Source organism: Thalassobellus citreus (assembly GCF_044385915.1).
Classification (GTDB): Bacteria; Bacteroidota; Bacteroidia; order Flavobacteriales; family Flavobacteriaceae; genus Thalassobellus; species Thalassobellus citreus.
The window spans coordinates 1-15,538 of sequence record NZ_JBISCC010000121.1 but is presented as its reverse complement, the minus strand read 5'-3'; the positions used below and the strand labels follow the sequence as shown (position 1 = coordinate 15,538).

Genomic DNA, 15,538 nt, shown 5'->3' with positions numbered 1-15,538 from the left:
ATGAAATTTAAAAGTATATTTTTTGTGCTTATTTTTTTTGTAACAATTTTTTCATTTGCTCAGGCTCCTGAAAAAATGAGTTACCAAGCGGTTGTTAGAGATAACTTTAGTAATTTATTAGTAAATACAACTTTGGGTCTTAGAATTAGAATTGTAAAAAATAATTCTGAAGGGACTATTGTTTATACAGAAACACAAAATCCTACAACAAATATCAATGGTTTATTAAGTGTAGAAATAGGGACAGGGGTTACTATTGATGATTTTAAAACGATTGATTGGGGAAATGATATTTACTACATTAAAACTGAAATAGATCCTTTTGGAGGAACAAATTATACCATTAATGGTGTTAGTCAACTTATAAGTGTTCCTTATGCATTATATGCAAAAAATAGTGGTAGTTCTGTTGCTGGTCCACAAGGCCCTAAGGGTGACAAAGGTGATCAGGGAATACAAGGTGTAGCAGGATTAGACGGAGCAGATGGGGCAACAGGTCCTAAAGGAGATAAGGGAGATAAAGGCGACAAAGGAGATGCTGGTGATCAAGGAATACAAGGGATACAAGGTTTAGCAGGATTAGACGGAGCAGATGGAGCAACAGGCCCTAAAGGAGACAAAGGAGATACGGGTGAGCAAGGAGCAGATGGAGGAGGAGTAACAGTTCAAGGTTCAGATACATTAGCAAATATATTTCTTAAAGACAATACAGTTCCAGGCTTAATGTGGATAGCTATAGATTCAGGAACGGATCAAGGAGGAAATGCAGTAGCTATAGGAGATGGTCTGGTTTCAAATGGTACACAATGGATAACTGTGGGGCAAATAAGAGGCCCACAAGGTCCTAAGGGTGATAAAGGCGATACTGGTGATCAGGGAATACAAGGAATACAAGGTGTAGCAGGATTAGATGGAGTAAATGGAACAGATGGTGTATCAGCTTATCAAGTAGCAGTTAATAATGGTTTTGTAGGAACAGAGTCAGCATGGTTACTTTCTTTAGAAGGTTCAGATGGAAATGATGGAGCTCAAGGACCTGCTGGAATTGTTGATTGGCAAGGAACTTGGAATTCACAAAGCTATACAGTTGGTCAATCAGTTCAATTTAATGGATCGTCATACATTTGTATTTTAGATACGGTTTCAAATGAAGATCCAGTTAATACAACCTATTGGGATTTAATTGCAAGTAAAGGAGATACAGGAGCTACTGGACCTACACAATCATTATCTCAAGTAGATTACCTTGTTTCTTTAAGTGACAGAGGTGGATCTGTTACAACAAGTCCTTGGACACCAGTTGGAGGTAATATCAATCTATCTTCAGGAGTTGTTGGTATTGCTGTTACTGATTTTTCTGATATTCCAGCTGATACAGGTACTGCTACAAAACTTATAGTAGCGGGTAAAATACATGCGCAAGAAGTTCAAGTTTCTGTAGATGTTGGCGACTGGCCAGATTATGTTTTTGCTAGTGATTATGAGTTACCAAAACTAGAAGATGTAGAAAAATTTATAAATAAAAACAAACATTTACCTGGAATTGATTCAGATAAAGAAATGGAAAAGAAGGGACTTCAATTAGCAGAAATGAATATTAAATTGGTTGAAAAAATTGAAGAATTAACGTTATATACTATTGAACAAAATAAACAATTAAAAGCTCAAGAAATTAAAATAAAGGTTTTAGAAGAAGCTATTAAGAAAATAGATAATTTAGAACAAGAGAATACAGTTTTGAAATCATTATTAGAAAGGTTAGTAAAAGTAGAAGAGCAACTAAAAAGTAATAATTAAAAGAATGAAAACAAATATAATATTCTTTATGATTTTTTTGTCTGGTTTTGGTTTTTTAAAGGCGCAAAGTGCAGTAGTTGCTTCTGGAGGAGAGGCGATAGGAGTTGGAGGAACAGCTAGTTATAGTATAGGTCAAATATGTTATGAAATGATTGTCGATGGTACTGGAAACACTGTAACATCAGGAGTTCAGCAACCTTATGAGATATTTGAAGAATTAGGAGTTGATACTAATATTAGTATTGATATAGCGTTATTCCCTAATCCCACAAGTAATTATTTAACTTTAAGAATTGATAAGACTTATTTTTATGCGAATGAGCAAGAAAGTTTAAAATTAGAACTTTCAGATATTAATGGGAGGTTAATTAGAAGAGAAATAATACAAGAAAATGTTGTTACTTTAAATTTAGAAAGCTTGGAACAGGCAACTTATTTTTTTAATATAATAAAAGGTAATCAGTATATAAAGGCTTTCAAAGTTGTTAAGAATTAAGCTTTAATAAAAATAGTAGCAAATTAATTTAAAAAAGCATCATTTCTAAAATATTGATTTTAGAAATGATGCTTTTTTTTAGTTGTTTTAAATTATTGAAAAGACTTAGCTAATGTAATTTGATTTTTTCAGTCTTTGTTTTTCCAATTAAATAGTATTCAGAATTATTCGTTTTGTCTTTAAAAATTTTTATTGAATCAATATGTTCTCTATGGTAATATAGAAAATCAAATACTGCAGGTTTAATTTTAAAATAATCTTCATCATTTTCATGTTTATGAATCAAATCTAATTGCGTCGTGTTTAAATTTTCTATAACTTCTTTTTCAAAAGTTATTTGTTTTTCTGGTATACTTTTACTTTTAATTTTTTCTTTAATCTTTTTTATTAAATCATCAATATTTAAAGATTTTAGTAAATTTTTGAATTTTATTCTGTGTATTTCAACAAATGCAAGAGCGATCATCATTGGGTTACTTTTAGAGAAGATAACATGTTGATCATAGCCATAAATAAAATTACTCCATTTTTGTTTATAATGTAGATAACCATATTCCATATCTACATGGTTATACCCATTTTCAATACTCCATTCTAATAACTTATAAATAGCATTGTTTCCCATCGAAAATTTTTGGTAATCAATATTGTATGATGTTATTGAAATGAATAATATTTTGTCAATATGAAAGTTAACAGAAATTTGCACAGGTTTTGTTCCATCATAAATAACATACATAGATGCCTTTTTAGAATTGATGAGAGAAAATGTTGTTTTTAAATAGTAATCCCAATTTTCTAGAATTTTATTTTTGTCATTACGCTGATTAAAACGTCGTATGAGCATATTATGCAACGAACCCATTAAAAAATCATAGTCTTCTTTAGAAATTTTACCGAAAAAAATTTTATAGTTAGCATTGAAGCAAGCTTCAAATTTCCCTAAATGCCTCCTGATTTCTTTTCTATAGCGACTATTATATTCTTTTAATAAAAAGTCTTCAATATTTTTAGAATCTTTTAATAGTATTGAATACCCTGTTATTTTTTTTTGAGGTATTATAGCTATTTTAATATTTGGTTCATTACTAAATTCAGGTTTTAAGTATGAAGGAAATAGCATATTAGATATAACTTTATTTAGAATAGTGTTATCATCTACTTTCCCTTCGAAATCAGATAGCTTTATATTATTAGGGGTATAATTTAACTTTTTATAACCTTTAATATTAGAATGATTTTCTTTTAATGTATTGAAAAAGTTTGTTCGGATAAGTTTCATGTAAATAGATTACTGGTTGAAAATAATTTCTTGGGACTTGTTTTTACCAATGAAAAAAAAGTGCTTGTCTGTGTTTTTTAATATCCTAACATTTTTAATGTGGTCATTATTAGTGTATAAAAAAGTGTAAAATAATTTTCTGAGATGCGAAAAAGAAGCATCAGAAATATTTATTTGTTCTAGCTTTTCGTATTTTTCTATCTTCTCAATATTATTTAAAATATAGTTGTTTTTTATCTCTATTTTTTTTCCTTTAGATGTGTTTTTTAAATATTCATATAATGTTTGAACATTACATAGTTTTAATAAATTCTTTATCTTAATTTGTAATACTAATGCTATCGCTGTTAAATAGCTTAACAAAGAATTTTTGTTATAAAAAACATGATATTCAAAAGAATAAAATAGGTTGCTCCACCTTTTTTTAAATGCTAAATCTCCATTACCAAAATCATATAATGAATAATTATTATTCAAACACCATTCTATAAGTTTGTATATGATAGTGTTTCCTACACCAAATTTAGAAAAGTCAATATCATATGCAATAACATCTCCAATAAAAATATTTCTAAAATGATAATTAACTGATACTCCAATAATTTTTTCATCTGCGTAGATAACAAATAATGAAGCTTTCTTTTTATTAATTAACTTAAAAATAGATTCAAAATTTTCATCCCAAATGTTTAGAAAGACATTAACTTCATTTCGTTGGTTAAATCTTTTCGTTAATAAAGTTTTGAGTGATTCCATTATAGTAGTGTAATCATCATGAGATGTTTCACCAAATACCATTTTGTATTTTATATCAAAACATGTTTCTAAACCTTTTAAACTCCTTCTTATTGATGTTCTTACTTTAGGAGTGAAATTATCAGACATAAATGAGTTTATATCATTGTAATTATCTGTTTTAATTGCTAAACCTGGCAAGTTTTGCTGTTTAACCTTTATAACTTTTAAATTCTTGTTGCTCTCTATATTAAAAGATAAGTAAGTTGGAAATAATGTTATTAGTTTTGTTAAAGCGTTACTCTCTTTTTGTTCAATATTTGAAGTGTATAAAGTTTTATTTGAATTTGCATTAGAAATAATAGAGTATGGAGATGTTATTCTACCTCTATACTTAAGTTTATCTATAAATGCTTTTTTTTCTATTAGGGACATTTCAAATGGTTATATTAAATATTAAAGATTACTTTTAAAGTATTCTTTTTTCCTTGAACTAAAAAGGTTTGTAATTCGTTTTCAATTTTATATACAGAAATATCTTTAATGTTTTCTTGACTCGTATATAAATAATTATAGATAGGAAGTCTTAAAGTTTGATATTCTGGTGTATTAATATTTATTGTTTTTAACAAAGTTTCATCTATTTTATGTGTTTCAATAGTTTCAATGTTATAATCAGAAACAGAATTAGGTTTAAAGTCTTTTTTCGAATTAAATATGTTTTTTATTTTTAAAATTACACCTTTTGGGTTAATTAATTTGATAGTGTTTTTTATTTTTATTTTGAAAATTTCAAAAGATAAAATGATGAATGCTAAAATTGATTTTTTTTTATAAAAAAGATGATAGTCGAAATCATAAAATGTATTGCACCATTTTTTTTTGTAATCTAATATTCCTGTGCCTAAATCTAAAAACATGTATTTGTTTTTTAAACACCAATTTAATAGCAAATAAAGATCTATATGACCAAGACCAAACTTTAAATAATCAACATCAAATGAGCCAGAATGCCCAAATAAGATAGCATTACTTTCATGATAATTAAGTGAAATACTTATAGGTTTTTCACCATCGTAAATCACTATAAGTGAGGCTTTCTTTTTATTTATTAAGTTATAAATACCTTTTGTGTTTTCTTCCCATTTTTTTAAAAAAATATTAGCCATATTTTTCTGTTCGAATCTTTTTGTCATCATACCTTTTAAAGCAGTCAACAAAAAATCATATTTGCTTTGAGATATGTTACCAAAGTTATATTCATATTTAATATCAAACGATTTTTCAAGACGATTTATATAGCGCTTTATGTTTTTTCTTAATTGAGTCTTAAAATGTGAACTCATATAAGAATCAATTGTTTCGTTTTTTTCTATTTCAATATATATACCTGCTCCTTCAAAACCATAATGTTTAAAGGTTTTTAAGCTATAAGTATTTAAAGCTTTTGGAGGTGTAATAAATTTAGGGAATAAACTTACGCTAGTTACAATTGGCGATTTAGTCGAAATTTTTATATTATTTTTTGCGCCATAAATTTTATTTTTAATTGCTAATTCTTCATAGCACTCTGGGGTTTCTCCTTTTGTTATATAGTTCCAAAGAAATAAGTGTTTTTTCAAGTATACCATGTTTTTTCTAATTATAGAAAGAGTTATGTATTTAAAATTAATTTTGTGAAATTATTTTGTCCCTTAATCAAATATGTATTCAATTCATTTTTTACTTCATAAATGGTAATATTGTTAATATGTTCGTTGCAAGAAAATAAATAGTTATAAACTGGGAGTCTTAAAAATTCAAAGTTCTGCTTATTAATATTTACTAAAACATGATTACCATTTTGAATATTTTTGTTAGAATTTAATTTATATAAAGAATATGATGGTTTTAATTTAGGGCTTTTAGATTTGTTTTTTTCAACTTGATTTTTTATAAATAAATGTTTAATCAAATTCTTGACTTTTATTTTAAAAATTTCATAATAAGCTATTATGTAGGCAAGGGTGGATTTTTTTTTGTAATATAATTGATATTCAAAATCATATAATGTATTACACCATTCTTTTTTTATATTTGATATTCCATTACCAAGATCTAAAAAGATATAATTATTATTTAGGCACCATTCTAGTTTTTTATAATTTGATAAATGGCCTAAACCAAATTTTGAATAATCAATATCATAGGCGGTACAATCGCTAAACCTAATGCCTGCTGCATCATTATGTTGACTTATAGATATACTTATTGGTTTTTTGCAATCATAAATAACAAGCAATGATGCTTTTTTATTGTTTATTTGGGTACGTAAATCTTTAATGTTATTTTCCCAATTCTCTAAAAAATGATTTTTTTTATTTTTTTGTTTAAATCTTTTTTTTAGTAATATGTATAAATTATCTATTAAGAAGTTAAAATTTTCTTTAGAAATATCTCCAAAATATGTTTCATATTTAATATCAAAAGAACTTTCTAAATGTCTTTTATAGCGTTTAATATTTGATCGAAATTTTTGCTTATAAAATGTGTTTAAATAATCTTCTATTGAATAGTTATCTTTAATTAAAATACCTGCACCATCGTAGTTGCGATGAATTATTTTTTTTAATATATAGTCTTCATTATTGTGTATTTTAGATTGAATAAAGCTAGGAAAAAGAGAGGTGTATAAAATTAAAGAGGAAATATTTTTTTTTTCAGAATCATTTTTTAGGGAATAAATTTTTTTAGAATTTATATATAATTCATTATAATAGTTAGGTACTATATTTTTTTTAATGTAATTCCACATAAATACCTCTCTTGTCATATTTATTCTTTCTTCTTAATTTATCTAGATAAACCTAATTTAAATGGTGATTATTAAAAATTATCTTGCCTGTAATTTTTTTCTCCTTCAATTATATAGCTATTTGTTTTATTCTTAAATTTATAAGTACTAATATTTTCTATGTGTTCATTATTTTTATAAATGAAATCATAGACATTTTCTTTTAAAAAGTTATATTCTTTGTTGTAAAAATCTACTTTAACAAGGCGTTTATAATCAACAAGTTCTTTTGAAATAATGTCAGTTTTATATTGCTCAACTTTCTTAGATTTCTTTTTATTATTAAATATTGATTTGTATTTAGTGAAAATTGTGTTTATGTTTTTAGATATCAAATAATTTATAAATTTATATTTAAAGTTTATAAAAAAAGTAAAAATTTTTGCTATCATCTGATATTTAGAAAGATATATCACATGGTTTTCAAAGTCATAAATTAAATTACACCAAGTCTTTTTCTGGTTAAAGTCACCATATCCAAGGTCAAATATTGAAAATTTATTATTTATGCACCACTCTAGTTGTTTGTAAGTGTCAATATTACCTAAACTAAATTTATAAAAACTTATATCATAGGATGATATAGCACTATAAACTATACTATTATAATAAAAGTTTAAAGTTATTTTAATAGGTTGGTTGTTATTAAATATTACAAATAGGGATGCTTTTTTATTCAAAATAAGATTATAACATTTACTCAAATAATGATCCCAATTTTCAATAACTCTATTCCTACCTGTACGTTGTTCAAATCTTTTTATTAGCATTTCTAGTAAACTATTCATTATAAATGAATAAGTATCAAAATCAATACTTCCATAGAACATTTTATATTGAATACTAAAACAAGTTTCTAATTTTTTTATACTTCTAAGGGTGTTTTTTTTGGTGCTATTACTACAATTGGCTTTCAAATATTGTCCTATATCTTCATAACCATTTAAGTCTACAGCATATCCTTTTTTTTGAAATACAGTATTGCTTTTTAATTTTTTATCTATATGTATTTTTAAATAGTTAGGGACTAATTGTATGGAGTTTATTTTATTTTCAAAAATTATATTCTGTTCAGATTTAAATATTTCTTTATTTGAATTAGAAATACTTATATTCTCAATCGCATTTGAAATTTTATTGTTTTCAAATAGATCTGTATAAAAATTCTCTTTGTTTAAAATATAATTAACCATTTTTCTTAATAGAATTAAGTTGTTAATTCAAGTTCTTGAATTTTATTCTTTCCTTTAAATATATATTTATTTGTAGAATAGTCGTTGTAAATTTTGGTTGATATTTTTGAATTTTTGGTTAAATATAAAAAATCATAAAAATAGCTTCTGAGATGTTTATTCTTTTCTGATTCTATATCCAGCTCTGTGTAGTTCTCTATATTTGTATTAAAGTTTTCTAAAGTTATATTTTGTAATGAATATTTTTTATCTGTTTCAATTTTATTATGTGGAGCTTTCTTTTTTGTACTTTTAATTTGAAATATTTTTTTTGTCATTGAGGTATATGTTTTTGTTAACGCTACTAATATGTGATTTAAAATATTTTTTTTATTAAATATAATATGATGCTTAAAAGTGTAAACTTCGTTACACCACTCTTTTTTGTATCGAAGTGTCCCCATGTCTAAGTCAAAAATTCCAAAACCATTTTCAAAGCACCATTCTATTTGTTTATAAATATCAATATACCCTAATCTGAATTTAGAGTAGTCTATATCAAAAGACCTAATATGATTAAGAAATACATTGTCGAAGTGATAATTGATACAAATATCTATTGGTTTTTCATCATCATAAATTACAAAAATTGAAGCAGATTTATTTAAAATCATTTTATAAACACTTTCTTTATATTTATCCCAAGTTTTTAAAGCTTGGTGCTCTTTATTAATCTCTGTAAACCTTGTGTTTATTAATGAATAGAGGTTTTTAAACAAAAAATCATAATCTTTTTTTTGTATATTTCCATAGTAAAATCTATATGAAATATTAAAGCATAATTCTAAGCGCTTTACATTGGATCTAATTTTAGTTCTGTTTTTAGCACTAAATTGTGATAATAAATACTCTTCAATGCTTGAATGCTTTTTTAAATTTGCTAAATAGCCTTTGTCAATACTATTAATTTCTATTTTTTTTAGTTTAGAGCTTTCGTCTATAGCTAAATTTAAGTATGGTGGCACGAAATTTACTCTTGATAATCTTTGGTTTGAAGTTTTTTTTATTATTTTAAATTCGTCCTTAGAAAGAAAAGAATCTTTATTATGGTGATTATAGACACCTTTGTAAAATTCCTGCAACCCCCTTTTTTCAAACAATCTAAATTGGAAATGTTCAGTACTGAGTATCTTTTTTAGCATATCTAAATTTTTAAGGATAAAATTTTTCTATGTTCATTCACTTCTAGCATGTATATATTATTTACTTTATAAACCTTTAAATTTTTGAAATGTTCTTTAGTGATAAAAAGAAAATCATATGCGTGTTTTTTTAAAAAAGTATTACTGTTATCTAGTTTTATTTCTTTAAGTTTAGATGAATCGAAATCATTAGGAGCTATTTCTTTAATAAAAACCGTATCATATGTTTTTGTTTTGTTTTTTCTCAATCGATAAGTTAATTCATGAAGCTTTTTGTTTAATTCCTTCTCTCTTAAAAATTGTTTGAATTTAAAATATATAGCAATAGTAATACCAAGAATATATGATATTATTGACTTAGAATCAAAGAACACATGGTATTCAAAATCATATTTTAAATCACTCCAACTTTCTTTATAATCATAGTAACCTTTTGAAAAGTCAAAAATTTTATATTCATGTTTAAAACTCCATTCTAACATTTTCATGATTGAAACTTTGCCAATATGAAATTTTGAATAATCAATGTCAAATACTGTTATAGCATCAAATATAATTGTATCTGAAAAATATAATAACCTTACACAAATAGGAATGTCTCCATTATAAATAACATATAAAGCGGCTTTTTTTTCAAGTAACATTGGATAAACCACTTCATAGTAAAAATTCCATTCTTCAGGATTTAAATTGTTGTTTACTATTTGTTTGTCATCAAATCTTTTGGTAAGTAATGCTTTAAAGTGATTAAAAACGAAATCATATTCTGATTTTTCAATATTACCAATTAACATTTTTTCCTTAATATCAAAGCATAGTTCTAGTCTTGATTTATATCTATTAAATTTTTGCTTACTACTTTTACTGAAATTTTTACTTAAATAATCATTTAGGTCAATATATTTTTCAAGATTGATTAAAAATCCTGGATATTGTTTAATTTTTATTGATTTAATTCTTTTTGGGAGATTGCTTTCTTTAAGATTAAAAAATCTTGGTACATCATAAATTAATAATACTTTACCTTTAAAATCTAATATTTTAGAGCTTTCATTTATATAATAAGAAATGCCCTTTGTTAGGTTTTTACCAATATTTATAAATAGAGGTAAAGGTGTTTTAAAAAAAGACAATCCTTTAATAAAATCAAAAGAATAAGTAGGTTTACTTTTATTGAAATGTTTTATCCAGGTCTTAATGAATACTGGTGAAATAAATGGATTGTTATGAATCACAATTGTACGTTTATATCTTCAATAGCTCTATAAAGAGGGAAGTAGTTTCGTTTTTTACAACCTTTTTTTGTAGAAACTAATTTGTCATATATTTTTTTATTTGTGATCCATTTCCACAGGTGAAACTCACTAAAATCTTTAGAAAATGATGATTTAAAGTGAAATAATGAATCGTCATCAGATCCACCTAAACCACCTCCTAGATTAAAAAACTGAAAACCTTGTTCTGTACTTTTAATTCTCATTTCATCAATTAATAATTTGATAGGGTTTAATTTTGCATATTCTTTTTTTGTACCAGATAAATGGTATTGTATAATTTTATTTGTTTCAATAAACATAGCACTACCAATAACTTCTTTAGTTTTATTATCCACTACAAATAAAATTGAGGTTTTAAAATCAGTACTGTTAATAATTTTTTCAAAATAGTTTTTACTGAAATAATAATACTTTTTTGCATTAACTCTATCCATGTTTTCATAGTAAAGTTTTATGAAAATATCTAAATCTTCATTTGATGAGCCTGATATTATAGAATATTCTCGTCTGGCTTTGTTTATATATGTTTTTAGCCTGCTTCTGTATTTACTCCTTTGTTCATCAAGGCTTAGTTTTAAGTCTATATTTACTACTTTTCCCTGAGGAGCTAAATCACCATAGCCAAATAAAATTTCATTTTGATTTGGTATGTAGGGGTTTAATCTTGAAAAAACAGATATAATATTATTTTCATTGAAATAACTCTTTAACGATTTGATAAAGTTATAATTATTAAACTTTTCGTCTATTCCGTTTGATATTGGTCCCGCATAACCATAAACAGATGTGGCATCTTTATAAATTGTACTATAAATATCTCTAATAATTAATGGTAAAGCAATAATTACATTATTTTCAACATATTTAATTAATGTAGGGTTTTCACCATTCTGGGCCGATAATTTATGATAATCATATGTATGATAGAAGTCATAGCAACCTATTTCCTTTAGAGTTGAGTCCCAATTATTTTTATCTGTTATAATTTCAAATTGAGATTTAACCAGTTTACTTCCATCTGGATTTAGTAAATTAACTAGGTTTAAATTTTCTTTCCTAATAGAATTAAACAGAGTTTTAGAAAGCATTCCTGATAGCCAAATTATTCTACCACAATGTTCGACATGCCATACCGCATTATTGTTAATTACATTTCCTGCTAATAATGGTCCCATTATATGTAAATCACTAGATGCTTCTAATGAATCATTGACCTTAAATCCTATTTTAGAATCATTTATATCACATAAATTATTTTTCATTAAATTTTTATGTAATTGCGGTAAGTTTTTTTGAGTTAAATCCATTCCACCGATGCAGTTGATAATTAAGTGGATTTTTTTGTCGTAAATTAATTCTTTTTGAGTTTCTGTGTCTAAATATTTTAATACATACTCATCATTATTAAGCTCAATATCAATAAAACGTCCAGCGATATGCTTAAAACGGTTTTCTTCTTTTAATTTTAAAACAGTATTTGTATAATGTATACCAGCACAACGTTGCTTTTTACCAATTTGATTGCCATACTGACAAGCAAACTTTTCTAATTCAGAATAACTTAATTTTGAAAGAAGAGACCCAAAGGCTGATGAAATAGTTTCAACTGTAGAAGCTGCTCCCAAACTTATTTCTTCAGAGCGTTTAATATCTTCAAAGGCGGCTTTAGCTATTTTGTCTGCTGTTAGAGAGTCATTTCTATGTAAATCAAGTAAATTAGTTGCTTTGAATTGCATTTTTCTTTCTTGGTCTATTATAGAATCTGGAATTTTACCTTGAGTAGATAAAAAAGTAAAATCATTAAAATTAGATTCACTTTTCTTAATTGAGGTATCATTTAATTTATATAACAACTCTAAAGCACTTGCATTTGCACCAATAATAAGTACATTAGTTTTTTTATTCGCTATTTTTCTTTTTTCTAAAAATGTTTTAATTCTATCTAAACTTGATTTTAACTCAGGTTTGTAAGGATTGTTAACAAACATTAGATTTTCTTCTTCTATAATATCCTTGTCTTTCCAAAGGTTTTTAAACGGAAGAGAACCAACAGAAAGAACAATTCTTTTTGATAAAAGGTTTTTTCCATTTTCCATTGAAACCTTAAAAAAGTCTTCAGGTTTAGTGATATTAACTATTTCACTATTAATAAAACGTACACTAATTTTCTTTTTTCTTTCTAAATCATTAATTATTTCTTTTACTCTTTCATCAATATAACAACCAAAAAATCGACGAGGTATAAATAAATCTTCCCATTGGTTTTTGTCTATCTCTACTTGGTGATTAGACAGCCATTGCTTAGATAAGTCACCACCTTCTTTTTTGAACTCTTCTAACAACCAGCCTTTGTTTTTTTTGAGCCATCTGTAAAACATAGTAAGCTCGGGTTCAGGAAGAAAATTGAGTAGTGATGTTATTAAAAGTGTTGAAAACCCAGATCTAGAACTATATGGAATACCTGTATTAAACTCAGAATATTTATCAACTATAGTTATAGTAGTTTTATCTTTAAGTACGTTTTTTTCTATTTGATTTAATAAATTTATAAGAGTAAAGGATGTTGATATTCCTGAACCAACAAATGTAATATCAGAGATGTTATTAATATTGTCCATTAAAATTATGGTTTTGTTATTTTAATAATTTTACCAGGGTTTCCTACTACAGTTGCATAATCAGGAACATCATTTAAAACAATGGTTCCTGCACCTATAGTACACCATTTTCCAATTTTAACAAGAGGAATAACTACTGCGCCAACTCCAATATGAGAGCCTTCACCAACTTCTACATGGCCACATAAAGCTGCTTTTGGAGAAATGTGTGCATAATCACCAATTATGTTGTCATGATCTATACTAGCTCCAGTATTGACAATAACATGCTTTCCAACAACGGTATTTGATTGTATAATAGCACCTGCAAAAACAACAGTCCCAGTTCCAATTTTAGCGCTATGTGAAATTATAGCAGATTTATGAATTGCTTTTTCAAATTTACATTTTAAAAAACCAGCAATTTCTGCTCTATCTTTATTTATACCAACTGCAATTATCATGGGATCTCCGTCATGTGGAAATTCTGTTAAATGATTTCGAGCACCCATGTGAACATTTTTTGATGCAAAATGAGTAGTTTCTGGCTTATCATCAAAAGTTTCTGTAATAGTAAAGTTGTTAATTTCTAAAACTTCTTTTATTACTTGAGAATGCCCACCAGCACCATAAATTCTAACTTTTTTAATTTTATTTATACTCATTTTTCTTAATTTTTGAGATGTAATTAAAATATAATATTTTTTCCTTGAAAAGAAGGGGGAGTATATAATATATTAATTTGTTGATAAAGTTAAATAATTATATCATCTTTTCTTAATTCATCTAAATAGGGTTGAGCTTTGGTAGCATCAGTAGCAACATCTTTAGATGCTAAAACCTTGTAGATTGTTTTTATAAAAATATTAAAGTCTACTTTTAATGAAACACTTTCAACATATTTTACATCCAATTTTAATCTAGGTTCCCAATCTAAAAAATTACGACCATTTACTTGAGCTAACCCTGTAATTCCAGGCTTGACTAAATGTCTTTTTTTTTCTTCTTTAGTGTAGTATGGTAAATATTGTGGTAATAGAGGTCGAGGTCCAATAATAGACATGTCTCCTTTTATTACATTGAATAATTGTGGTATTTCATCAATTGAAGCTTTTCGAACAATTAAACCAATTTTTGTTAACCGATCTGAGTCTGAAAGCAATTTTCCATCAGAGTCTGTTTTGTCGGTCATGGTTTTAAATTTGATGATATTAAATATTCTTTCATTTTTTCCAGGTCTTTTTTGCAAAAAAAATGGTTTACCATTATTTACTATAAATAGTAGAATGGTAACTATTATAATTATAGGAGAAAGAATTGTTAAGGCAAATAGAGACACTAAAAAATCTAATAGTGGCTTAAAAGTAGTCTTGTAGATCATTACAATTAAAGTAGGTTTATAATTTTAAATTAGTTCTTAAATGGGGGAGGGAAGTTTATAAAAACTTTTCAAATATATAATTATCATTAAGATTTAACAGCTAATAGCATAAAATTTCGTTAACAATTATAATTTTCTCGATAACGTACATTTTTTATAAAACTAAGTATTTCAAGTCTATTTGAAAGGTTTAATGTTGAAATATACTATTATTTTTTTTATTATAATGAGAATTATCTAACAAGGAGTCTTTTTTTTTGTTATAAGTATGTGATTTACTAATAGTTATTAACAATCTTATGATAAAGGTGTATTGTGAATTATATTTGCAATTCGAAATTTTTTAGCGTCCAAAAGTTACATTTAATCGTATATTAATGAAATTTTAATGACCTATTAAAAGTTGTTATTAAATTAATTAAAATTTAACTCTCAAAACAAAATGCAATTTTTTTTAGCAAAATCACTTAAAATCTCAAACATTTTATTCTTATTTACAATATTAATAATGTCTTGTAATGATGAAGATTTATTTGTTGAAGCTCAATTAGATGATAATAACTCTATTATAGAAAGTGCTAAAAATATTTCAAAAGCTACAATTTTTAACTTTGATCCAAAAAACTGGGGTATCGTAGAAGGTAGGGTTTCAGATGAAATTGCCATAAAAAACAGAGATATTTTAAACACAGTTATGGCTCAGTTAAAAAAATTTGGTATTAATACCATGGAAATAGGTGCTATGGATGCCTATTTTAAAGTGGAT

13 protein-coding genes are annotated in these 15,538 nt (G+C 25.8%); 3 read left to right on the top strand and 10 right to left on the bottom strand.

Annotation, left to right across the window (positions count from 1 at the left end; translation table 11 throughout):
- Window positions 1-1,797, top strand: coding sequence for a DUF8740 domain-containing protein (locus tag ACH5TX_RS06220; protein ID WP_439338668.1), 1,797 nt, complete (start codon window positions 1-3; stop codon window positions 1,795-1,797).
- 4 nt (window positions 1,798-1,801) lie between these two features.
- Window positions 1,802-2,293: a T9SS type A sorting domain-containing protein gene (locus tag ACH5TX_RS06215; protein ID WP_439338667.1), complete on the top strand. Its 492-nt coding sequence runs from the start codon at window positions 1,802-1,804 to the stop codon at window positions 2,291-2,293.
- Window positions 2,294-2,402: 109 nt separating this feature from the next.
- Here the strand turns inward: ACH5TX_RS06215 and ACH5TX_RS06210 are convergent, their stop codons facing one another.
- The 10 genes from ACH5TX_RS06210 to ACH5TX_RS06165 all read right to left on the bottom strand — a co-directional run bounded on the left by ACH5TX_RS06210 (window position 2,403) and on the right by ACH5TX_RS06165 (window position 14,769).
- A complete protein-coding gene (locus ACH5TX_RS06210; RefSeq protein ID WP_439338666.1) occupies window positions 2,403-3,575 on the bottom strand; it encodes a GNAT family N-acetyltransferase in 1,173 nt (390 codons plus the stop codon).
- A 9-nt stretch (window positions 3,576-3,584) separates the two neighbouring features.
- Entirely contained in the window at window positions 3,585-4,745 is a 1,161-nt protein-coding gene (locus ACH5TX_RS06205) for a GNAT family N-acetyltransferase (protein WP_439338665.1), read from the bottom strand.
- Window positions 4,746-4,759: 14 nt separating this feature from the next.
- Complete coding sequence (locus ACH5TX_RS06200) at window positions 4,760-5,932, bottom strand: GNAT family N-acetyltransferase (protein WP_439338664.1); 1,173 nt, start codon at window positions 5,930-5,932, stop codon at window positions 4,760-4,762.
- A 32-nt stretch (window positions 5,933-5,964) separates the two neighbouring features.
- A complete protein-coding gene (locus tag ACH5TX_RS06195) occupies window positions 5,965-7,122 on the bottom strand; it encodes a GNAT family N-acetyltransferase (RefSeq protein WP_439338663.1) in 1,158 nt (385 codons plus the stop codon).
- Window positions 7,123-7,175: 53 nt separating this feature from the next.
- On the bottom strand, window positions 7,176-8,336 hold the full coding sequence (locus tag ACH5TX_RS06190) for a GNAT family N-acetyltransferase (RefSeq protein ID WP_439338662.1): 1,161 nt from the start codon (window positions 8,334-8,336) through the stop codon (window positions 7,176-7,178).
- 14 nt (window positions 8,337-8,350) lie between these two features.
- Complete coding sequence (locus ACH5TX_RS06185; protein ID WP_439338661.1) at window positions 8,351-9,517, bottom strand: GNAT family N-acetyltransferase; 1,167 nt, start codon at window positions 9,515-9,517, stop codon at window positions 8,351-8,353.
- A 2-nt stretch (window positions 9,518-9,519) separates the two neighbouring features.
- A complete protein-coding gene (locus ACH5TX_RS06180) occupies window positions 9,520-10,752 on the bottom strand; it encodes a GNAT family N-acetyltransferase (RefSeq protein ID WP_439338660.1) in 1,233 nt (410 codons plus the stop codon).
- Window positions 10,749-13,412 (bottom strand): peptidoglycan bridge formation glycyltransferase FemA/FemB family protein, encoded by a 2,664-nt coding sequence (locus tag ACH5TX_RS06175; RefSeq protein WP_439338659.1) that lies wholly within the window; start codon window positions 13,410-13,412, stop codon window positions 10,749-10,751. Before ACH5TX_RS06175 ends, ACH5TX_RS06180 begins: the two co-directional genes overlap by 4 nt.
- A 5-nt stretch (window positions 13,413-13,417) precedes the next feature.
- Window positions 13,418-14,056 (bottom strand): acetyltransferase, encoded by a 639-nt coding sequence (locus tag ACH5TX_RS06170; protein ID WP_439338658.1) that lies wholly within the window; start codon window positions 14,054-14,056, stop codon window positions 13,418-13,420.
- Between the two features lie 89 nt (window positions 14,057-14,145).
- Window positions 14,146-14,769: a sugar transferase gene (locus tag ACH5TX_RS06165; RefSeq protein ID WP_439338909.1), complete on the bottom strand. Its 624-nt coding sequence runs from the start codon at window positions 14,767-14,769 to the stop codon at window positions 14,146-14,148.
- A 445-nt stretch (window positions 14,770-15,214) separates the two neighbouring features.
- Here ACH5TX_RS06165 and ACH5TX_RS06160 point away from each other — a divergent pair.
- Window positions 15,215-15,538 (top strand): hypothetical protein (locus ACH5TX_RS06160; protein ID WP_439338657.1); only part of this gene is annotated, 324 nt, incomplete at its 3' end.